This is a genomic window from Streptomyces sp. NPDC002580 (assembly GCF_042889485.1).
Classification (GTDB): Bacteria; Actinomycetota; Actinomycetes; order Streptomycetales; family Streptomycetaceae; genus Streptomyces.
This window is the reverse complement of record NZ_JBIAQZ010000005.1, coordinates 258145-278916: the sequence shown is the minus strand read 5'-3', so window position 1 is coordinate 278916 and position 20772 is coordinate 258145. Positions and strand designations below refer to the sequence as shown.

The window sequence follows — 20772 nt, the reverse complement described above, 5'->3', positions numbered from 1 at the left end:
CCCACTCGCTGCTCGGAGAAGGCTTCCGAGTGAGGAGGTACCCCGCATGCCCATCAGCCCCAACCAAGGCTCCACCAGCGGCGGAACGACCATCACCATCACGGGCGTGAACCTGGCCAATGCCACCGCCGTCCACTTCGGGTCCCGGACCGCCACGATCACCGCGAACACCCCGACCGCGATCACCGTCATCGCCCCCGCGGGGTGTGGCGTCGTCGACGTCAGCGTGACGACCGCGGGAGGGACGAGCAACTCGCTCTCCTTCTTCTACATCGGCCCGCCGATCGCGGTGTCCCTCGCCCCCGACTCCGGTCCCACCGCGGGCGGCAACACGGTCACCGTCAACGGCTACGGCCTCTCCACGGCCAACACCGTGTCCTTCGGCTCCGGCAGCGCGACCCCGACGGTCGTCTCGGACAGCCAACTGTCCGTGGTCGTTCCGGCCGGCAGCTCCAGCGGCTCCGTCGCCGTCACCGTCACCACCACCGGAGGCACCACCGCACCCCTCGCCTACGCCTACGTCGACGCGCCGACGCTGGTCTCGCTCACACCCACCTCGGGTTCGGCGGCCGGCGGCACCTCGGTGACCGTCAACGGCACCAACCTGGCGTCCACCACGGCCGTCACCTTCGGCGGCACCACGGCCTCCTTCGCCGTGCTGAACAGCACCACGCTGGTGGCCCTCACGCCGTCCGGCACCGTCGGTTCCGTCGATGTCGTCGTGACCACCGAAGGAGGCAGCGCCACCTCCGTCGACGGCTTCACCTACGTTTCCGGTCCCGGCATCTGACGGCGTTCCGGACACACGACCCCGCACGACCCCGCGCGGCTGCGGTCCGACCCGACCCGACCCGACCTGGACCAGTCCGGTCCGGTCCGGTCGGCCCCGGTTCTCCGTCCCCATCCCCGACCCCGTGCCCAGCGGAAGCGGTGCGGGCTCGCGTACGTACGCCAGCCCGCACCGCTCCCGTGCCCCCGGCCCGCGGCTCAGCCAGGCCGAACACACCCCCTTGGAGTCACCGTGGCCCCTCCCGTCCTCACCTCGGTCGCACCCAACACAGGCCCGGCGGCGGGCACCAATTCCGTGACTCTGAACGGAAGCCAGTTCACCGGCGCCATCGCCGTCACGTTCGGTTCCGCGGCCGCCCTGTCCTACACGGTCAACACACCGTCGACGATCACGGCGACCGTCCCGCCCGGAACCGGCACGGTCAACGTCACCGTGCGCACCCCCGGCGGGCTCAGCAACGCGGTCACCTACACCTACGCGCCCACGCCGACCCTGAGCACGATCGTGCCGAACCAGGGCCCGAACTCCGGCGGGATCAGCGTGGTCCTGACCGGTACCGGCCTCACCGGAACGACCGCCGTCACCTTCGGCGGCACTCCCGCGACCTCCTACACCGTCAACTCCGCCACCCAGATCACCGCCGTCACCCCGGCCGGCACCGGCGCGGTGGCGGTCACCGCGACCACGGTCGGCGGCACCTCGGGGCCGGTGTTCTTCTACTACCTCAACGCGCCCTCCCTGTTGTCCGCCTCGCCGGCGGCGGGACCGGCGTCCGGCGGGACCAGCGTGGTCCTGACCGGTACCGGCCTCACCGGAACGACCGCCGTCACCTTCGGCGGCACCCCCGCGACCTCCTACACCGTCAACTCCGCCACCCAGATCACCGCCGTAGCACCGCCCGGTACGGGCTCCGTCGCCTGCACCGTCACCGGTCCCGGCGGCACCAGCAACTCCGTCGTCTACACCTACGTGGCGGCGCCGACGCTCACCGCGCTCTCTCCCGCGCAGGGGCCGACGGACGCGGGCGCCGCGGTCACCCTCACAGGCACCGGGCTGACCACGACGTTCGCGGTCCACTTCGGCACCGCGCCGGCGGCCTTCACCGTGGTGTCGGACACGACCGCGATCGCGGTCGCCCCGGCGGGTCCGGCGGGTTCGGTGCCGGTGAGCGTCACGACGTCGGGCGGCACCAGCAACTCGCTCACCTACCAGCGCGTCGCACCTCCTGCGATCTAGCCGGCACCGCGGCATCGGCGCCACCGGCCCGCGCCTGCCCGTTCGAGAGAGCCGATGACTCCGGTGGGCCCGCGGGGATCCGCGCCTCCCGCACATACGGTCAAAAGCCGTTTAAGGTCATGATCCGAACAGTGAAGGCGAACCCCCCACACTGACGATCAGACCGAGGAGACTCTCAGTGAAAGCGTGTCGTGCGCGCAAAGCCGGGCTCATGGTCGCCGCAGCGGCGGCGGCCACAGTGCTGTCCCTCGCTCCGTCGGCTGCCGCCGCCGATCAGTCGTCGACCACGGTCCAGGCCACGCCCTCCTCGGCGACGACCGGGCAACTGGTGACCCTCGACGCGACGGTGACGTGCAGTTCGGACCCGAGCGGTGGCCTAGGTGTGTCGTTCTTCGACGGCTCGGAACTCCTCGCGACCGCACCCGTGTCCCCCGCCGGACACTCCTCGCTGACCACCGGTTTCACGACCACCGGAACACACACCATCACCGCCACCTACAACGGCGACGACACTTGTGGCGCTTCGTACAGCACCACCACCGTCACCGTGTCCCAAGCCCCCGCTCCTCCGGCCGACAGGCCCGGCTGCCTGCTGTGCGGGCTGATCGACTTCCATGTCGGGGACATCCGCAACGAGGTCAACGTCAACAGCCACAACGTCACACGCATCCCCGGATGAGCCCGGCCGCTGAACACTGAACGCGCGCGAGGGGGGCACCACGGACCGTGGTGCCCCCCTCGCAGGCGATGCGAACCCCGCCGACCCCGGGGCGCGGACGTCCCCCTCCGAGGCCTCCACGCTCCCGGCCACCGCGACCCGCCTCGGCGCGCTGCTCCGCCGGAACCCGACCCCCGCGTTCAGCCTCGCCGAGACAGGCATGCTGACCGAGTGGCTGGAACGCCTCTCCCACACGCCCGACCAGGACCTCTGGGGCCGTCACTTCGACATGATGAAGTCCAGGGCGTAACCGGAGGCGGTCGTCCAGTAGGTGACGAGCTGACCGTCGTCCGCGTAGAGCGAGGCGGCGGGCATGGGCACGTCGATCGTGCTGCCGGCGCCGCTGCCGGGCTTGCCGTTCTGGAGGCGGATGGTGAGCCGCTTGACCTCGTACTCGTCCATGCCGCCACGGCTGACGAGCAGGGCGGCGTAGGCCTCCCGGCCCGGTTCGAGGGTGACGGGCTTGCCCGGGTCAGGGTCGCTGTCCTTGATCACGGGAGTGTCCCGGGTACCGGCACCGAGCCGTACGAGGGGGAAGCGGTAGAGGTTGCACTTCCTGTCGCCGGCGTTCTGCACGGTGAGGACCAGGTGCCTGTTGTCCCTCTCCTTCACGGAGGACACCCCGAGGTCCTTCTGGGAACAGGTGGCGATGGCCTCCTTGCCGCCCGTGGTGCCACCGGCCCGGTCGGCGCTTCCGCTGTCGGCGGTGCCACCGCTGCCCTTGCTGCCACCGGTGACGCCGGTGCTGCCGCCGTCCGTGCTGCCCGCCCTGCCACCGCTCGCGCTGCTCTTGCCGCCCCCGCCGGTGCCGGTGCCGGTGCTGCCGCTGCTCGCGGTGCCGCCACCGGCCCCGGCGTCACCACTCGCGTCACCCGAAGCACCGCCCGGCTTCGCCGAGGCCGTCTCGCTCGGCCGGTCCGAGGGCTTCGAACCGCCCGAGGCGCCGGCCGCGCCCGGCTGGCACGCCGTGGCCGCGAGCAGCACCGCGGCAGCCGCGGCTCCGAAGGCGTAGGGCTTCCATCCCCTGAGGTTCTTGTGGTTCCTGCGGGCAGGCGTATTCATGGTGTCCCGTTTCCTTTGCGATCCGTATGAGGTCGCACGCGCCGGTGGTCAGCCACCCACGTCGGGTGTCCGCCCGTCCCGAAGCCTCGGGACACGGGTGTCCCCTGGGGACGGACATGCCGGGGTGTCACGGCGCTGCCGAGCGGACGGCTTGTTCAGCCCTCGGCCGGTGCGACAGCCACAGCATCGGATTCCTCACGGGCCTGGGACAACAGCCACCGGCCGACGTGGGACGGTGGAACCATCCCACCCCTCATGACCTGCTGAAACAAAGAAGTCTGGGATGCCCGCACGGGACGCGGGGACCCCAGGACAGGCGTTTTCGGGTGAGGTCGTCGCGGTCGTCGCCGTTGTACCCAGCCGTACGCGGTCAGCCGCGACCACCGCTCCTGAGCGCCCGGAGAAGGGCGTCGAAGGCGGCGGAGGCAGCCTCGGGCCCGTACCTCCGGCGGAAGCCGAGCACGGCGGCCTGCGCGGGATGCTCAGGCCCTGCCGGGTCACGCCCCCAGGAAGATCGGATTGGTGAACGCCGCCAGTGCCCCCGGTACCGGTCCCGCCGCTGTCTCGTGGCGCAACTCCGCCCGTACGTAGGCCGCGTACTGCGCCGTCGTGGTCCACTCCACCGTGCCGGAGCCCGCGACCGGCAGCGGGGCGCCGGTGAACAGGACGCCCTGGTCCGTGACGAAGCGGACGACGCAGCGCGGGGCGCCGGAGGCTTCCAGGCGGACGGTCGCCGGGGTGTCCGGAGCGACTCTCAACCGGCCCCCGATACCGGCGTGTTCGCCCTTGGCGCCGGACGCGGTGAAGGAGAGGGAGACCAGCTTCGACTCGGCGACGTACGAGCGGCCCGCGCGGATGCCCTCCTGGATCGCCTCGCGGGTCAGGTCGTCGGCCAGGACGACCGTCTGCGGGGAGCCGACCCGGTCGGGGTCCCGGTGCGCGTCGCTGTTGCCCATCGCCGGGAGCCAGTCGCGGCCGCCGCGCACGGAGGCGACCAGCATGTTGTCCCAGTCGGCGAGGGCGACCTCGTCGTCGGGGGTGTACGGGCCGTTCCACACCTCGACCGCGTCCGCCTCCCCGAAGCCGAACTTCCAGCCGCAGCCGACGCAGGTGGCGTGCGGATGCGCGGGCACCACGAGCCCGCCGGCATCGCGGATGCGGCGCGCGAACCGGCCGAAGCGGTTGTCCCGGGCCCGGTAGCGCCAGTCGACGAAGGTCCCGGGATCCGTGCCGAGCGCCAGCACGTGCCCGTTGCGGGTGGTGACCTCCTCGCCGAGCATGATCAGCAGATCGTCGCCCGCCTGGTCCGCCCAGTACGGGTGCGAGGCGTGCGTGTTGTGGTCCGAGGAGTTGATGAAGTCCAGACCCGCCGCCCGCGCCAGCGCCACGATCTCGGCGGGGGTGCGGCGGCCGTCCGAGTACCACGAGTGCAGATGGCAGTCCCCGCGGTACCAGGCGCGCCCGCGGCCCTCGGCACGCGCGGGCGGGTACACCGGCTCCGGGGTCGCCGCGCGCTTCCCGTAGGTGAGGGTCACGGTGATCTCGTACGGCAGTCCCTGCGGCGCCACGGTGTACGGGCCGAGCGCGATGTGCCACGTGCCGCGGCGGACGGGGCCGCGGACGTAGCCGGGGGTCGCGTCGTCGGAGCGGATGAAGAACTCCGTGCGCGCACCGCCCGACCAGCCCCGGAAGCCCCGGCCGCCCAGCTCGGTGCCGCGCTCGTCGAAGACGCCGATGTCCAGGGCGTTGCCCGCGGTACCGGCCGGGACGGACGGCTTCTCGTAGCGGTAGGAGACCTTGATCTCCGCGACCCCGGCCGGTACCTCGACCGGGAGGTACACGAAGTCGGGGGAGCCGGTGGGGAGGGTGCCGCGCACCGTCCTCGTCTCCTGGTTGTCCGCCGCTTCCGCGTCCGCGCCGCTGGGGAAGGTCACGCCTCCCAACGTAAGCGCGGCCGCCGCTCCCGTCACGAACAGCGCGCGTCCGGCGATGCCGTGGCCGTCCTCGCACATGCTGCGGCTCCCGGGGTGTCGAGCGTGACGGTGACATGAGTGACGCGAAGTGCCGCGGACCACTGGGGGAGTACGCCGTGGACAGGGGGTCACGGCGGGGGAATCGGCGGCTTTCGAGGAGACCGACGGCTGCCGCGCGGCCCGAAAGGGGTCAGGCCCGGCGATACCTGATCACCTCGACCGTATGCTCGAAGGATGACGACCTCCGCGACGGGCGCGACTCCCGGATCCGGGCCCACGGCGAACTCCATGCGGCGTGCGCTGAAGCGCGCAAGGGACGGTGTCGCGCTCGACGTGACCGAGGCGGCTGTGCTGCTCCGGGCCCGGGGCGCGGACCTCGACGACCTGACCGCCTCTGCCGCGCGGGTGCGGGACGCCGGCCTGGCGGCCGCCGGGCGCGCCGGTGTCATCACGTACTCCAAGAGCGTGTTCATCCCGCTGACCCGGCTGTGCCGGGACAAGTGCCACTACTGCACCTTCGTCACCGTCCCCGGCAAACTGCGCCGGGCAGGACACGGGATGTTCATGTCCCCGGACGAGGTCCTCGACGTCGCCCGCCGGGGCGCCGAACTCGGCTGCAAGGAAGCCCTGATCACCCTCGGCGACAAGCCGGAGGACCGCTGGCCCGAGGCCCGCGAGTGGCTGGACGCGCACGGCTACGACGACACCGTCGCGTACGTACGGGCCATCTCGATCCGCATCCTGGAGGAGACGGGCCTGCTGCCGCACCTCAACCCGGGTGTCATGTCGTGGACCGACTTCCAGCGGCTGAAGCCGGTCGCCCCGTCGATGGGCATGATGCTGGAGACGACCGCTACCCGGCTGTGGTCCGAGCCCGGCGGCCCGCACCACGGCTCCCCGGACAAGGAACCAGCCGTCCGGCTGCGGGTGTTGGAGGACGCGGGCCGTTCCTCCGTCCCCTTCACCAGCGGGCTGCTGATCGGCATCGGCGAGACGTACGAGGAGCGCGCCGACTCCCTGTTCGCGCTGCGCCGCGTCTCCCGGGCCTACCACGGCATCCAGGAGCTGATCATCCAGAACTTCCGCGCCAAGCCGGACACCGCGATGCGCGGCATGCCGGACGCGGAGCTGGACGAGCTGATCGCCACCGTCGCCGTGGCCCGGCACATCATGGGCCCGGCCGCCTGCCTCCAGGCGCCGCCCAACCTCGTCGACAGCGAGTACGGGCGCCTGATCGGCGCCGGGATCGACGACTGGGGCGGGGTCTCGCCGCTCACCATCGACCACGTCAACCCGGAACGCCCCTGGCCGCAGATCGAGCTGCTGCGCGAACAGTCCGCCGAGGCGGGCTTCGAGCTGCGCGAACGCCTCTGTGTCTACCCGGAGTTCGTCCAGCGGGGCGAACCCTGGCTGGACCCGCGGCTGCTGCCGCACGTACGGGCCCTGGCGGACCCGGAGACGGGCCTCGCCCTCCCGGACGCGGTGGTCGAGGGCCACCCCTGGCAGGAGCCCGAGGAGGCGTTCACCTCCTCCGGCCGCACCGACCTGCACCGCACCATCGACACCGAGGGCCGCACCGGTGACCGCCGCGACGACTTCGACGCGGTGTACGGCGACTGGGAGGCCCTGCGCGAGGCGGCGGCCCCCGGCATGGTGCCGCAGCGCATCGACACGGACGTCCGCGCGGCGCTGGCGACGGCGGCCGACGACCCGACGAAGCTGACCGACGACGAGGCCCTCGCCCTGCTGCACGCCGACGGCCCGGCGCTGGACGCCCTGTGCCGGATCGCCGACGACGTCCGCAGGGCCGCGGTCGGCGACGACGTCACGTACATCGTCACCCGCAACATCAACTTCACCAACGTCTGTTACACCGGCTGCCGTTTCTGCGCGTTCGCCCAGCGCCGTACGGACGCCGACGCGTACACGCTCTCCCTGGACCAGGTCGCGGACCGCGCCGCCCAGGCCTGGGACCTCGGTGCGGTCGAGGTCTGCATGCAGGGCGGCATCCACCCGGACCTGCCCGGCACCGCCTACTTCGACATCGCCAAGGCGGTCAAGGAACGCGTCCCGGGCATGCACGTCCACGCCTTCTCCCCGATGGAGGTGGTCAACGGCGCGACCCGCACCGGCCTGTCCATCCGCGAGTGGCTGACCGCCGCCAAGGAGGCGGGCCTCGACACCATCCCCGGCACCGCAGCCGAGATCCTCGACGACGAGGTCCGCTGGGTCCTGACCAAGGGCAAACTGCCCGCGGCCACCTGGATCGAGGTCGTCACCACGGCCCACGAACTCGGCATCCGCTCGTCCTCCACGATGATGTACGGCCATGTCGACCAGCCCCGCCACTGGCTCGGCCACTTCCGCACGCTCTCCCGCATCCAGCAGCAGACCGGAGGATTCACGGAGTTCGTGACCCTCCCCTTCATCCACACCAACGCCCCCGTCTACCTGGCCGGCATCGCCCGCCCCGGCCCGACCACCCGCGACAACCGCGCGGTCATGGCGATGGCCCGCCTCCTGCTGCACCCGCACATCCCCAACATCCAGACCAGCTGGGTGAAACTGGGCACCGAGGGCGCCGCCGAGATGCTCCGCTCCGGCGCCAACGACCTGGGCGGCACCCTGATGGAGGAGACCATCTCCCGCATGGCGGGCTCCAGTTACGGCTCCTACAAGTCGGTCAAGGACCTGATCGCGGTGGCCGAGGCGGCGGGCCGCCCGGCCAGACCCCGCACGACGGTCTACGGCGAGGTCCCCCTGGAGCGGCAGCGCGCGGCGGCGGCCTCGGACGGGCATCTGCCGGAGCTGCTGCCGGTGCTGGACTGAGGGAAGAAGAAGGACCGGGATCCGACCGTCCGCAAGGGCCCCGTCGGGTGCTCGGTCTGCCGTCGAGTGGGCGACGTGCCGGTACCGCGACTGGGCCGGCACCGTCACTGACGGAATGTCATGTCTGCGTGCACACTGCTGTCTTGTGTGTCCCGACTGACAACTCCCCATAACTGAAAGGCTTTTGGGCAAGGAGAGGCGACCCCCGGTCGAGTGATGCGTGCCGCTGCCTCGTATGAAGAGTCGGTAAAGAGTCAGTGCTGAGGGAGACCGCCTCCTGCCTGCCCCCTGTCCGCCTCCTGTGATCCGCACGGCATGCGGTCCGTGGGCGGAGGGGGGCGGCAAGTTTCCTTTGCTCTGCGTCACTTGAAGGGATCCTTGTGCGCAAGAAGCTTCTTTTGAACCGTCGTGCCGTCCTCATGGCGGCCGGTGCCGCGGCCGGTGTCGCGACCGGTCTGGTGGCCGTGCCGGCGATCGGTGCGACAATCCCCGCCGCGACCGCTTCGGGCGCGCGTGCGGTCCGTGTGCCGCGTACGCGTGCGAAGTCCTTCACCGGTGCCGCCGCGCGGACCGTGCAGGCCGAATTCCCCGTGGAGCACGTCGGTGTCAGCTGGACCGGGCCCAAGCGGGGCGCGAGCATCCGGCTGATGGGCCAGGACGGCAGCCGTGGCGCGTGGACGGCGCTGCGGCCGGTCTGCGGGGCCGGTGCCGACGGGGACGCCGGGGACCCGGCGAAGAGCGCGAGCGCGCTGGTGCACGCCGGCGGGGCCGCCGGGTACGAGCTGCGGCTGCCGGACGGCGCGACCGACGTGCGTTCCACCGCCATCGACACGGTCAACGGGCCGTCCGTGAAGGTCGCCACGGCCACGGCCGCGACGGTGGGGCGGATCGAGGACATCGAGTACGTCACCCGGGCCGGGTGGGGCGCCGACGAATCCCTCCGCTTCAAGCCGGACGGCACCGAGAACTCACCGCAGGCCTACTACCCGGCCCAGACGATGACCGTGCACCACACGGCGGACGCCAACGGCGCCCCCGACCCGGCGGCCACCATCCGGTCGTACTACTACCTCCACGCGGTCACCAACGACTGGGGCGACATCGGCTACCACTACCTGATCGACGCGGCCGGCCTCATCTACGAGGGCCGCTACTCGGGCACGGACGGCATCCCCGCCCATGACGCGAGCGGCAAGATGGTGACCGCCTTCCACACCTCCGGCAACAACTCGGGCAACCTCGGCATCGCCCTGCTCGGCAACTCGAACGAACAGCCCCCGACGGCCGCGGCCCGCCGGTCGCTCGTCCGGCTGCTGGGCACGCTGTCCGCGTACCACGGCTTCGACCCCGAGGCCGCCATCACCTTCGTCAACCCGGTCAACGGCGCCAGCAGGAACGTCCAGATGATCAACGGCCACCGCGACTGGCTCGCCACCGAGTGCCCTGGCACCACGCTGTACGAGGACCTTCCCGCCCTGCGCAAGGACGCCGCTGCGGAGCTGTCGCAGCCCCAGGCCTGACAGCGGAACCGGACTGCCGGGCGCCCCGCCGGAACCCTGGGTTCCGGCGGGGCGCCCGTGTATCGGACGCCCTCACCACCGGTCGCCGGAAGGCGGGTTGGGCCAGACTGGGGATACCGGTCCGGACGGGCCGGTGGTGTGGTGGGGGAGGGAAGGGGTGCGTGGTGCGGGGGCAGCCGTCGATGCAGCAGCTGATCGAGGAACGCAGACGGCTCGCGTTCGTCGGCCGGAGCGCCGAACGCGCCGCGTTCCTGGCCAACTTCGAGCTGCCGCCCCGGGACCCGGGGCGCCGGTTCCTGTTCCACGTCCACGGCAACGCCGGCGTCGGGAAGACCTTCCTCGTGAGGGAGCTGGAGCAACTCGCCCGGGAGAGTGGGGCGCTGACCGCGTACGTCGAGGAGAGCACCGGCAGCGTGCCCGAGGCGATGGAGGCGATCTGCGCCCAGTTCGCCCGCCAGGGACGCCGGTTCAAGGACCTGGAGCGGCTGCTGGACCGGCACCGCGAGCGGCGGCACGAGGCCGACTCGGTGATGCCGGAGCCGGCGGCGGATGAGCCGACGCCCGCCGGGACGACGCTGGCGCGGGCCGGTCTCGTGGGGCTCGGCATGGTGCCCGGTGTCGGACCGTTCGCCGGAGCCGTCGACCCGGCGCAGCTCGCGGGCGCGGCCGACCGGGTGCGGGCCGGTCTCAGCGCGCACTTCCGCAGCCGGGACGACGTACGGCTCGTCCTGTCGCCCGAGGACGTGCTCACCCCCGTGCTGCTGGAGGAACTGACCCGGGCCGCGGGCCGGTTCCCGCGCCAGGTCCTGTTCTTCGACACCTACGAGCGGACCGCCGGTTTCCTCGACGTCTGGCTGCACGCGACGATGGCCCGGGAACGCCACGGTGCCATGCCCGCGAACGTCGTCGTCGTGACGGCCGGCCGGAACCCCCTGGACCTCGACCGCTGGGGCGGCTGCTCGGAGTCGGTGGCCGAGATGCCGCTGGCGCCGTTCACGGAGGACGAGGCGCGCGAGGTGCTCGCGGGCCGGGGCGTGGTGGCCGAGCCGGTCGTCGAGGAGATCCTGCGCCTCACCGGCTGCCTCCCGGTCCTCGTCTCGACCCTCGCCGAGACCCGCCCGGCCGACCCGGACGACGTGGGCGACCCCAGCGCCACCGCCGTCGACCGCTTCCTGAAGTGGGAACACGACCCGGTGCACCGGGCCGTCGCCCTGAACTGCGCGTTCCCCCGGCGCCTGGACGCCGATGTCTTCCGCGCGGCGGCGGACCGCCCCGAAGCGGAGGCCGACGCCCTGTACGACTGGCTCCGCGGGCTGCCCTTCGTCACCGAACGCGGCGGCGGGATCCAGTACCACGATGTCGTCCGCGCGCCGATGCTGCGCTCGCAGCGGCTCCGTTCGCCGCGCGGCTGGACCGAACGGCACCACCGGCTCGCCGAGACCTTCGGACGGTGGCGGCGGGAGGCGGAGGCCGCCGAGGGCGCTCACGAGCCGTGGGCCGACGCCGGATGGCGGGAACTGCGCCTCACCGAGTCGTACCACCTGCTGTGCGCGGCGCCGCGGACCGCGCTTCCCGTCCTGCTCCGCGATCTCGTGAACGCCTGCGACGAAGGCGAGGTCCCCGCTCAGCGATGGGTGGGGACACTGGTGGACGCGGGACGGGACACCGAAGCGGAGGCGCTGACCCGGTGGGCGAGCGACCTGGTGCGGGCGCTGGAAGCGGGAGGGCCGGCCGGGACCCTCGAACTGCTCCTGAACCGCGCCGGGTTCGACGCCCCCACCGAGGCGTTCGCCCGCTCCGTGCGCGGCAGCGCGCTGCGGCACGGCGGAGCGTACGAGGAGGCGATGACGGAGTTCGACCGGGCGCTCGCGCTCGACCCGGCGCTGGCGCGTGCCTACCGCAGCCGCGCCATGACCCGCGCCGAGGCGGGCGACTGCGCGGCCGGGATCGCCGACCTGGACCGCGCGCTGGCCCTGGCCCCCGACGACGGACGGTCGTACGCCGTCCGCGGCGAGTACCACCGGGTCCTCGGCGACTACGACGCGGCGCTCGCCGACCTCGACCGGGGGATCGCGCTCGATCCCGCGCGGGACTTCGCCTGGGCCTCCCGGGGCGCCACCCGGCTGAGCCGGGGCGAACTCGACGAGGCACTCGCCGACCTGGGCCGGGCCCTGGAACTCAAACCGGACTACGGGTGGGCGCTGGCCCGTCGTGCCCGGGTGTGGCGCGCCCTGGGGAGGGAGTCCCGGCAGCTGGCGGACCTCGACCGGGCCGTCGCCCTCCAGCCCGACTGGGCGTGGGGTGCCTGCGAGCGCGGAGACGCCCTGCGCGCCGCGGGCCGGCACGCCCAGGCGCTGGCCGACTACGACCGCGCCGTGGGCCTCGACCCGGGGTACGCGTCGGCGTACGCGAGCCGCGCCGTCTCCCGCAGCGAACTGGGCCGCCACACGGAGGCCCTCGCGGACCTGGACCGGGCGCTGGAGCTCCGGCCCGACTACGCGTGGGCGCGGAACCGGCGGGCGGAGATTTTGGCGCGCGCAGAGGACACCCGCGGCCGGGCCGGCACCGTGATCACCCCCAGGAGTGAACCTCCCGGACGGGGCGAGGCCTGACCGCCGTCGTCCCGTGCGAGCGGCACCGGACGCGCGGCCCCCGGACGGGTGAAGGCCCCGACCCGGTGGTCCGGGCCCCGGGGATGGAACGGGCGTTGTCCGGACCCGTCCGGGATGTTCCCCGCGGGCCGTCCGAACCTGACCGCTCGGGACCGCCGGTGCCCCGTCCCCTTTATCGATCCGCGGCCTCAACCGACCGTTGGTGTTCGATTACAGTGCCTAGCTGTCGGGCGTAGGGACGGTGCCTCAGGAGGTCTCGGTGGGTGCGACAGCCGGTGCCGTATGGGGCCGTGGGGAACAACAGGACTTCCGCAGCCGGGTCCGCGGCACGCTGCTGGGGGCCGCCGTCGGCGATGCCCTGGGCGCGCCGCTCGACGGGCTCTCGCAGGCGGAGATCCGGGAGGCGTACGGCGCGGAGGGCTTCCTCGACATGGTGGCCGCGTACGGCCGTCGCGGCGCCGTCACCCATCTCACCCAGCTCGCGCTCTTCAGCGTCGACGGGCTCATCCGGGCCCAGGTGCGCAGGGACACCGGCGTCTGGCACCCGCCGTCCGACGTGCACCGCGCCTACCTCCGCTGGGCGGCCACCCAGCGGGACTGGGGCCCCGACGAGCGCCGCAAGGACGACGGCTGGCTGGCCCGCGAGGAGTGGCTGTACGCCCGCCGCGACCCGGCCGAGGCCTGTCTGCTCGGCCTCGCCGACGAGATCATGGGCACGCTGGACACCCCCAAGAACCCCGGCGAGCCGGGTCCCGAGGCGGTCGCCCGTTCGGCACCCTTCGGGCTGCTCGTCGGCTGGGAGCCCCAGCTCGTGATGCAGCTCGCCGTCGAGTGCGCCGCGCAGACCCACGGTCACCCCACGGCCTACCTGGCGGCGGGCGCGTACGCCGTGATCGTGCACGGGCTCGCCCGCGGCGAGGACCTCGGCGGGGCCGTGCAGCAGGCCCTCACACTGCTGGAGACCCGTCCCGGGCACCAGCCGGTCGTCGAGGCGCTCCAGTACGCGCTGGGCGCCGTACGGCTGGGGGCGCCCTCACCGGCACGGGTCGAGGAGCTCGCCGCCGGCGGCACCTCCCTGGGGCCGCTCGCCGTCGCCGTGTACTGCGTGCTCGTCGGCGAGGACGTCCGGCACGGCCTGTGCCTCGCGGTGAACCACGGCGGGCCCTCGGCGGTGACCGGTGCCCTCACCGGCGGTCTGCTGGGCGCCCTGCACGGCGAGACCGCCCTCCCGCCGGCCTGGCTGGCCGAACTGGAGGGCCGTCCCACGATGCTGGTGCTGGCGGACGACTTCGCGATGGAGATGACCCAGGGGCCCGCGCTGCACGGGCCCACCGGATCGTCCTCGGGCTGGCTCGCCCGCTACCCGCGGGGCTGACCGCGTCCGCTCCCGCCCTCGCGCGCCCCTCTCGTCACGCCGTCGTCCTCACTCCTTGGCAGGGGCCACCACCACGTCGTCGGCCGCTCCCGCCGGGGCCGGGACCGCCGCGGCGGCCGATCCGTCGTCGTCCGTGTTGATCATCTCGATGATCGCGTCCCGCTCCGGGGTGTCCTCGGGCTTCAGGAAGCCGATGAGGATGTACAGGACGAGGGAGATCGCCATCGGGAGGGAGACCTGGTACTCCAGCTTCACGTCCGTGCGCTGGGAGAAGTCCAGGTGGTAGTTGACGAGGAAGAAGGCGAGCAGGCCGCACGCCCAGCTGGTCAGCGCCGCCGTCGGGCCGGACTTCCGGAACGGCCGCAGCAGACCCAGGATGAACGGGATCGCGATCGGTCCCATGAGCCCCGCCACCCATTTGATGACGACGGTGATGATGTCCTTGAACGTGGGGGAGTTGACCTGGGTCGCCACGGCCATGGAGAAGCCGAGGAAGGCGACGGTGGTGACCCGGCCGGCGATGAGCCCCGCCCGGGTGTCCCAGGCGCGCGCCGCCCGGGAGAACACCGGCATCACGTCACGCGTGAACACGGCCGCGATGGCGTTCGCGTCCGAGGAGCACATGGCCATCGTGTGGGAGAAGAACCCGACGACGACCAGGCCCAACAGCCCGTGCGGCAGCAGCTGTTCGGTCATCAGGCCGTACGCGTCCGACCCGTCCGGCTTCTGCGCCGTGACGAGCAGCGGCGAGAGCCACATCGGGATGAACAGGATGACCGGCCACACGAACCAGAGCCCGGCGGACAGGAAGGCGGAGCGCGTGGCCTGCTTGGCGTCGCTGGTGGCCATGTAGCGCTGGGCCTGGTTCCACATGCCGCCGTTGTACTCGAACAGCTTGATGAACAGGTACGCGATGAAGAACACCGTCAGGTAGGGGCCCGCGAACCCGTCCCCGTGGCCGTGCAGCTTCGGCGAGTCCAGCGCCTTGGACAGCCCGCCCTGGTCGGAGATCTTGTTCAGCACGATGATCAGCATCGACAGCCCGGCCAGCAACTGGATGACGAACTGGCCGAGTTCGGTCAGCGCGTCCGCCCACAGCCCGCCGATCGTGCAGTACACCGCGGTGATGCTGCCGGTGATGATGATGCCCTGGGTGAGCGAGACGCCGGTGAAGACGCTGAGCAGGGTGGCGATGGCCGCCCACTTCGCGCCGACGTCCACGATCTTGAGCAGGATGCCGGACCACGCCAGCGCCTGCTGCGTCTGCACGTTGTAGCGGTCCTTGAGGTATTCCAGGGGCGAGGCGACGTGCAGGCGTGAGCGCAGCCGGTTGAGCCGGGGCGCGAAGGCCTTGGCGCCGATGGCGACGCCGATGGCGATGGGCAGGGCCCAGGTGACGTACGAGGTGATGCCGTAGGTGTACGCGATGCCGGCGTAGCCGGTGAACATCACCGCGCTGTAGCCCGACATGTGGTGCGAGATGCCGGACAGCCACCACGGCATCTTGCCGCCCGCGGTGAAGAAGTCGCTGACATCGTCGACACGCTTGTGGGACCAGATGCCGATCGCGGTCATGACACCGAAATACGCGACCAGGACGGCCCAGTCGAGACCGTTCATGTGCCCCCTCCAGGGGTCCGCCTTGTGAACTTGCATATACCGGACGGCACTTCGCCAGTAAGTGCAGGGGCGGGCCCCGTGCGGGAGCGGGGACTTGGGGGATTGAACCGCTGGTCGGACCGTCCGGTCAAGACCTCTCGCGGTCACAGATATGAACGCAGATCATAAAGCAGAACGATTTTGCTTCTCCTTTACCTGTCGGGCTGTTGTCGCACTCGTGACGTGGAACACACGATGAGCGGGCACTTCGCCAGAACCGCAGCAGCACCGCAGCACCCAGAACAGCATCGACAGCAACACCGACAGGAGCACCGACGAACCGACAGCCGTACGGGATGCGGGTCCCGTGCGTCTGGGAGAGGAGCCGTCCCGGCCGCACCGGCTACCGCATGAGCTCGCCCGCGTTCACGAGCAGCGACTGCCCCGTGATCGACCGGGCCCGGTCGGACGCCAGGAACACCGCGGCGTCCGCCACGTCCCCGTCCGTGGCCAGCTCGGGCAGGGCCATCCGCTCGGTGAGCCGCTTCAGCACGTCCGCCTCGGGCACCTTCTCGGTGTACGCCGTGAACTGCACGTACGCCTCGACGGGAGGGCCCCACATCCAGCCGGGCAGCACGGTGTTGACCCGTATCCGGTGCGGGCCGAGCTCCCAGGCCAGGGAGTACATCGCACTCGTCAGCGCGCCCTTCGAGGCCGCGTACGCCGCCTGCCGCACCTGACTCGGCGCGGCGACCGACGACTGCGTGCCGATGACGACGACCGAGCCCCCGCGCTCCTTCAGCGCGGGCAGGCAGGCGCGGGTCATCCGCAGTGTGCCGAGCAGGTTCACGTCGATGACCGACTGCCAGGTCGCGAAGTCGGCGTCCTCCAGGCCGCCGAAATAGCTGTCCCAGGCGGCCACGTGGACCACGGCGTCGATCCGCCCGAAGCGCTCGACCGCGAGCGCCGCCAGCGCCTCGCACTGCCCCTCGTCGGTGATGTCCGTCGCGCGGAACGCCGTGCGGGTCCCGTCCGGGTCGAGTTCGGCCGCGGCCTTGGCCAGATTCGCCTCCGTGCGCGCCCCGAGCACCGCGTTGCCCCCGTCGCGCACCACGGCCGCCGCGACCTGATGGCCGAGTCCGGCTCCGACGCCCGACACCACGACGGTCCTGCCGGCGAGAAGTGACATCCGGGCCTCCCTCTGTCTCGCGGCCCGGTCCGCCTCCGCGCGGCACAAGCCGGTTCCCCCGGCCCGCCCGCCGTGACGCGACTCTGGCGCATTGTCTGACGGGGCGTCAGAGTATGGGCGTCCGGCGGAGGAAGGAAGTCCCGCGCACGTTCCACCGAGGAAGGGGATCGTCAGTGTCGGAGGAGACCCGCAGCCAGACATACGCCGAGCTGGCCGCCGTCGGCCCGTACGGCGTCCACCCGGGCCACGCCCTGATCACCATGGTCGAACCGCACCCGGGCCACGAGTACGCCTACAACCGCTGGTACGAGGACGACCACTACTACGCCGGCGCGATGGCCATGCCCTGGATGTACGCCGGACGCCGCTGGGTGGCCACCCGTGACCTCCAACTGCTGCGCTACCCCGAGAAGTCGGCGGTCGCCCAGCCGGTCACCGCGGGCTGCTACATCTCGACCTACTGGGTCACCGACGGCCGCTACGACGACCACATGAAGTGGACCGTCGGCATCAACAGGCGGCTGAACCGCGACGGCCGGGTCCACCAGGCCCGTACGCACGTCTTCACGGCCTTCCAGGACCACGAGGCCACCGTCTACCGCGACGGCGCGGCGGGGCCCCGGGACTTCCACGCCCTCGACCACCCCTACAAGGGTCTCGTGGTCGAGGTCGTCGACGCCGAATCCGCCGACCGGCGGGCCGAGTTGCTGGAGTGGCTGCGCTCCCGGCACCTCCCCGGCCGGCTGGCCGGATCGCCCGCCGCCCTGGTCACCGTCTTCCGGCCGACCCCCCTGCCCGGCGACCGGATGACGTACGTGAAGCAGGTCGAGGGCGTGGACACCCGGCTGACCCTGCTGTGGTTCCTGGAGCAGGACCCGCGGGAGTGCTGGGAGACCTGCTTCACGGACCTGGACGAGGCGGTGGCCGAATCGGGCCTCGGGCGGGTGGAGTTGGTGGCCCCGTTCATTCCCACGGTGCCGGGGACGGACACCTACGTGGACCGGCTTCGGCGGGCGCCGGGCGAAGCGGCCGGGGGGTAGGCCGAGCCCCCTCGGCCAGGACGGCGGGCCGGTCGAGAGGGCTCTGTCGATGGAACGTATGAAGGTGTCCAGGGTCATACGACGTCAGACGAGGTCGGAAGACCCTCGGCTCACCTCGGCCACGAACGTGTTCCACGCGTCCGCGGGGAAGGCCAGCGTGGGCCCGGCGGGAACCTTGGAGTCCCGAACGGCCATCGCCGAGTGAACGGGGGACTTGACCTCGACGCAGGCGCCGTTGCCGGTGGAGTAGGAGGACTTGGTCCACATGTCGGTGGCACCCTGCTGAATTGCCATGATCGCTCCAGAAAGCAGTCGTACTTCGATGAGTTGCCGCCATCGACGCCATCGCGCGCTGTCACCGGGCTGCGGATTCGTCAGGTGCTCCGCAGTCCGGATCGCGCCAACGTTGTTGTTTGGTGGCGTGATCGACGCTACTCGCCAACATCGGCTGACGAAGCGACTATTCACTCGACTGGATGGCATATTCCATTGGGGTCTTCCATGCTGAGGCGATGAAGGTGTATGGTCCGGCACTTCATCGGCGGGGGCGCCCTCAGGAGGCCGCCCCCGGACCGCTCAGCGCGCGTATTCCTTCGCGAGGTCCGCGATGAACTGACGCGACTGCTCCACGTTCAGGGCCTGCGCCCGCAGGTGTTCGTACATCACGCTGTACTTCTGGACGTCGTTCGCCTTCTCCAGGTACAGGTCGCTGGTCACGCCCTCGATGTAGACGACGCTGGAGTCGGCCGCGTCGGGGAACTCCAGGATCGCGTACTGACCGTTCAGGCCCGGGTGCGCGCCCATCTCGAAGGGGATCACCTGCACGGTGACGTGCGGGAGTTGGGACTGCTCGACGAGGTGCTCCAGCTGCTCGCGCATCAGCGAGCGGTTTCCGACGGTGCGGCGCAGGGCGGCCTCGTCGAGGACGGTCCACAGGCGCAGCGGGTTGTCCGGGGCGGAGATTCGTTCCTGCCGCTTGAGCCGGACCTGGACGCGCTTGTCGATGTCGACGGCCGCGGTCTCCGGCAGCGCCCCCGCGATCAGTGCCTCGGCGTACGGCCGGGTCTGGAGCAGTCCGGGGACGACCTGGGGGTCGTACACGCGCAGGCTCGCGGCGTCGGTCTCCAGGCCGATGTAGACGCTGTACGGGATGTCGCCGAAGGAGTGCCACCAGCCCTGCTGGCGCGAGTCCTTGGCCATCTGCATCAGCGAGTCGACGATCCGGTGGTCGTCCACCTCGTAGACGCCGCACAGGTCGCGGACGTCGCGCTGGCTGATGCTGCGCCTGCCGTTCTCCAGGCGGCTGATCTTCGACTGCGAGACCAGCAGGCGCTCGGCGACCTCTTCGGCCGTCATGCCCTTGAGTTCGCGGAGCCGGCGCAGCTCCTGGCCCAGCCGGCGCCGCCGGACGGTGGGATTGACACTTGACGCCACGGGACGTGCACCTCCGGCTACGGACCTGACTTTGCGTATCTGCTGTTGAGCAGATTGCCACCAAGGTGCTTTCTACCGCTGAGAAACGGCGTATATGCGCTGGGTGGGCGCGAGTTCGAGGATTCTGCGGGTATCCACGGCCGCGCGCCGACTGTGCGCTTCTGTCGCGAAGTTCCGCGAACTCCCTTGCGGAGAACGTCGATGGGATCCCGTGGAAGCGGACGCCGTCCCCGCGGGGCGCGGTCGCCGAGGATGCGGCCGCGCGGGGCGGTCGGGCCCGTGTCGTCGTCCGGACGTACGGTCTCGACCCACCCCGCGCGAGCCGGCGGCTCCCGAACCGGATCATGGGGACTGCGGTGCGGCGGTGCTGGCGGTGCGGTTACTGCGGAGGTGCGGTGGTGCGGCTGCCGTGGGACCGCGACTCAGTGGGCCACGGCGCGCGCCATCGAACCGTGACGCGGTTGCATCGGAACACCGCGGGCGGTCTCCGGTGCCGACCTGACTCCGGCGGTGGCCGGACGGCCTGCCGGTGCCGGGCCGCGGCGCGGCTGTACGGCCACACCGTTCTGAACGTCCATCACGGCGTGCGCCACGAGGCCGCCCATCGGGTCGTGCCTGATCAGGTCCCGCAGCCGGGAGCGGGACGAGCGTCCCTCGTTCCCCGGATACAGGTGCTTGCCGAGACCGACCGCATGGGCCAGCGCGGCGAGCGCCGCGGTCCGCGGGTCCGGCGGGACGCCGGTGCGGATCGCGTTGTCCAGCCGGGTTCGTATCTCCCGGCTGATATCCGTGTCCGTCGCTTGGTAGCGAGTCGTCGGAAGCACCCCGCACATCTGGCCGGCCACGGCATGGACCATGCCGCACCTCTCCAGATGCGAGAGATAGGTCTGGCGCAGCCCCAGCCGGGGTCCGCCAATCCAGTTGACCGCGCGTACGGGTGCTCCGCGTCGGCGAAGCAGTTCCAACGCACAGTCCAGTGTCGGATCTCCGGTCGGCCGTGGCACCACCACGGCGATACGATCCCCGTCAGGGGCTATACGTCCGGCCAGCGCCAGCTCCACTAGCTGTGCTCCGGCCAGACCGAGGTCGAGCGACTGCGGCTGTGCGGTGGTACCCGTGGCCGGGTCCAACGCCAGCAGAAGAAGCTCCTCCGGAATTGTTCTGCGGCTCTTGCCCATCCATGCCTCCCCGCGTGGATGAATGACAGGGTGACCCCTCTCACATTGGTCTGTCGAGAGCGCGTGACCGGAATATATGGGAACCGGCAGGTATGTCGTTCTCGTCTACCGCAGGGGTCAAGCCCTCACACAGGACACTGGTACATGGTTCGGACAGCGGTGTCCGGGCGGCGGTTCAAGGGTTTGACGGTTCGTTTTCGGCGCGCGGTGGGCGTGC

At 71.5% G+C, this 20772-nt stretch carries 15 protein-coding genes; 8 read left to right on the top strand and 7 right to left on the bottom strand.

From position 1 onward, the window contains the following. Nucleotides 1-46 precede the first annotated feature (46 nt). From ACFYW7_RS17940 to ACFYW7_RS17930, 3 genes are all read left to right on the top strand, one after another. Nucleotides 47-790, top strand: a complete 744-nt coding sequence (locus ACFYW7_RS17940) for an IPT/TIG domain-containing protein (protein WP_389503189.1) — start codon at nucleotides 47-49, stop codon at nucleotides 788-790. Nucleotides 791-1021: 231 nt separating this feature from the next. Beyond that, entirely contained in the window at nucleotides 1022-2026 is a 1005-nt protein-coding gene (locus ACFYW7_RS17935) for an IPT/TIG domain-containing protein (RefSeq protein WP_389503187.1), read from the top strand. A 178-nt stretch (nucleotides 2027-2204) separates the two neighbouring features. Then, entirely contained in the window at nucleotides 2205-2705 is a 501-nt protein-coding gene (locus tag ACFYW7_RS17930; RefSeq protein ID WP_389503185.1) for an Ig-like domain-containing protein, read from the top strand. A gap of 258 nt (nucleotides 2706-2963) precedes the next feature. On the opposite strand, the gene ACFYW7_RS17925 is transcribed toward ACFYW7_RS17930, so the two are convergent. Together ACFYW7_RS17925 and ACFYW7_RS17920 are read right to left on the bottom strand one after the other, a co-directional pair. Continuing rightward, nucleotides 2964-3806 carry a DUF4232 domain-containing protein gene (locus ACFYW7_RS17925; RefSeq protein WP_389503183.1) on the bottom strand — a complete coding sequence of 281 codons (843 nt, stop codon included), beginning with the start codon at nucleotides 3804-3806 and terminating at the stop codon, nucleotides 2964-2966. Between the two features lie 497 nt (nucleotides 3807-4303). After that, a complete protein-coding gene (locus ACFYW7_RS17920) occupies nucleotides 4304-5818 on the bottom strand; it encodes a CehA/McbA family metallohydrolase (RefSeq protein WP_389503181.1) in 1515 nt (504 codons plus the stop codon). 195 nt (nucleotides 5819-6013) lie between these two features. Between ACFYW7_RS17920 and ACFYW7_RS17915 the strand changes: the two genes are divergently transcribed. From ACFYW7_RS17915 to ACFYW7_RS17900, 4 genes are all read left to right on the top strand, one after another. After that, nucleotides 6014-8608, top strand: coding sequence for a bifunctional FO biosynthesis protein CofGH (locus ACFYW7_RS17915; RefSeq protein WP_389503179.1), 2595 nt, complete (start codon nucleotides 6014-6016; stop codon nucleotides 8606-8608). Nucleotides 8609-8988: 380 nt separating this feature from the next. After that, complete coding sequence (locus ACFYW7_RS17910; RefSeq protein WP_389503177.1) at nucleotides 8989-10128, top strand: peptidoglycan recognition family protein; 1140 nt, start codon at nucleotides 8989-8991, stop codon at nucleotides 10126-10128. A 161-nt stretch (nucleotides 10129-10289) separates the two neighbouring features. Continuing rightward, nucleotides 10290-12740: a tetratricopeptide repeat protein gene (locus tag ACFYW7_RS17905; RefSeq protein WP_389503175.1), complete on the top strand. Its 2451-nt coding sequence runs from the start codon at nucleotides 10290-10292 to the stop codon at nucleotides 12738-12740. A 259-nt stretch (nucleotides 12741-12999) separates the two neighbouring features. Beyond that, nucleotides 13000-14115, top strand: coding sequence for an ADP-ribosylglycohydrolase family protein (locus ACFYW7_RS17900; protein WP_389503173.1), 1116 nt, complete (start codon nucleotides 13000-13002; stop codon nucleotides 14113-14115). A gap of 48 nt (nucleotides 14116-14163) precedes the next feature. Here ACFYW7_RS17900 and ACFYW7_RS17895 read toward each other — a convergent pair whose 3' ends face one another. Together ACFYW7_RS17895 and ACFYW7_RS17890 are read right to left on the bottom strand one after the other, a co-directional pair. After that, nucleotides 14164-15735 (bottom strand): sodium:solute symporter family protein, encoded by a 1572-nt coding sequence (locus ACFYW7_RS17895; protein ID WP_389503170.1) that lies wholly within the window; start codon nucleotides 15733-15735, stop codon nucleotides 14164-14166. A gap of 382 nt (nucleotides 15736-16117) precedes the next feature. Further along, nucleotides 16118-16903, bottom strand: coding sequence for an SDR family oxidoreductase (locus ACFYW7_RS17890; RefSeq protein WP_389503167.1), 786 nt, complete (start codon nucleotides 16901-16903; stop codon nucleotides 16118-16120). Between the two features lie 173 nt (nucleotides 16904-17076). Between ACFYW7_RS17890 and ACFYW7_RS17885 the strand changes: the two genes are divergently transcribed. Next, entirely contained in the window at nucleotides 17077-17943 is an 867-nt protein-coding gene (locus ACFYW7_RS17885) for a hypothetical protein (RefSeq protein WP_389503165.1), read from the top strand. A gap of 84 nt (nucleotides 17944-18027) precedes the next feature. Here ACFYW7_RS17885 and ACFYW7_RS17880 read toward each other — a convergent pair whose 3' ends face one another. The 3 genes from ACFYW7_RS17880 to ACFYW7_RS17870 form a co-directional block, all read right to left on the bottom strand. Further along, complete coding sequence (locus tag ACFYW7_RS17880) at nucleotides 18028-18237, bottom strand: DUF397 domain-containing protein (RefSeq protein WP_389503163.1); 210 nt, start codon at nucleotides 18235-18237, stop codon at nucleotides 18028-18030. Between the two features lie 282 nt (nucleotides 18238-18519). After that, nucleotides 18520-19377: a helix-turn-helix domain-containing protein gene (locus ACFYW7_RS17875; protein WP_389503161.1), complete on the bottom strand. Its 858-nt coding sequence runs from the start codon at nucleotides 19375-19377 to the stop codon at nucleotides 18520-18522. A 422-nt stretch (nucleotides 19378-19799) separates the two neighbouring features. Then, nucleotides 19800-20555: a GPP34 family phosphoprotein gene (locus ACFYW7_RS17870; protein ID WP_389503159.1), complete on the bottom strand. Its 756-nt coding sequence runs from the start codon at nucleotides 20553-20555 to the stop codon at nucleotides 19800-19802. Between the last annotated feature and the right edge of the window lie 217 nt (nucleotides 20556-20772).

Bases quoted from the DNA above. Each gene is read 5' to 3' on its own strand.
- ACFYW7_RS17925 (WP_389503183.1), bottom strand. From the start codon at position 3,806: ATGAATACGCCTGCCCGCAGGAACCACAAGAACCTCAGGGGATGGAAG.
- ACFYW7_RS17940 (WP_389503189.1), top strand. From the start codon at position 47: ATGCCCATCAGCCCCAACCAAGGCTCCACCAGCGGCGGAACGACCATC.
- ACFYW7_RS17895 (WP_389503170.1), bottom strand. From the start codon at position 15,735: ATGAACGGTCTCGACTGGGCCGTCCTGGTCGCGTATTTCGGTGTCATG.
- ACFYW7_RS17920 (WP_389503181.1), bottom strand. From the start codon at position 5,818: ATGTGCGAGGACGGCCACGGCATCGCCGGACGCGCGCTGTTCGTGACG.
- ACFYW7_RS17915 (WP_389503179.1), top strand. From the start codon at position 6,014: ATGACGACCTCCGCGACGGGCGCGACTCCCGGATCCGGGCCCACGGCG.
- ACFYW7_RS17870 (WP_389503159.1), bottom strand. From the start codon at position 20,555: ATGGGCAAGAGCCGCAGAACAATTCCGGAGGAGCTTCTTCTGCTGGCG.
- ACFYW7_RS17890 (WP_389503167.1), bottom strand. From the start codon at position 16,903: ATGTCACTTCTCGCCGGCAGGACCGTCGTGGTGTCGGGCGTCGGAGCC.
- ACFYW7_RS17880 (WP_389503163.1), bottom strand. From the start codon at position 18,237: ATGGCAATTCAGCAGGGTGCCACCGACATGTGGACCAAGTCCTCCTAC.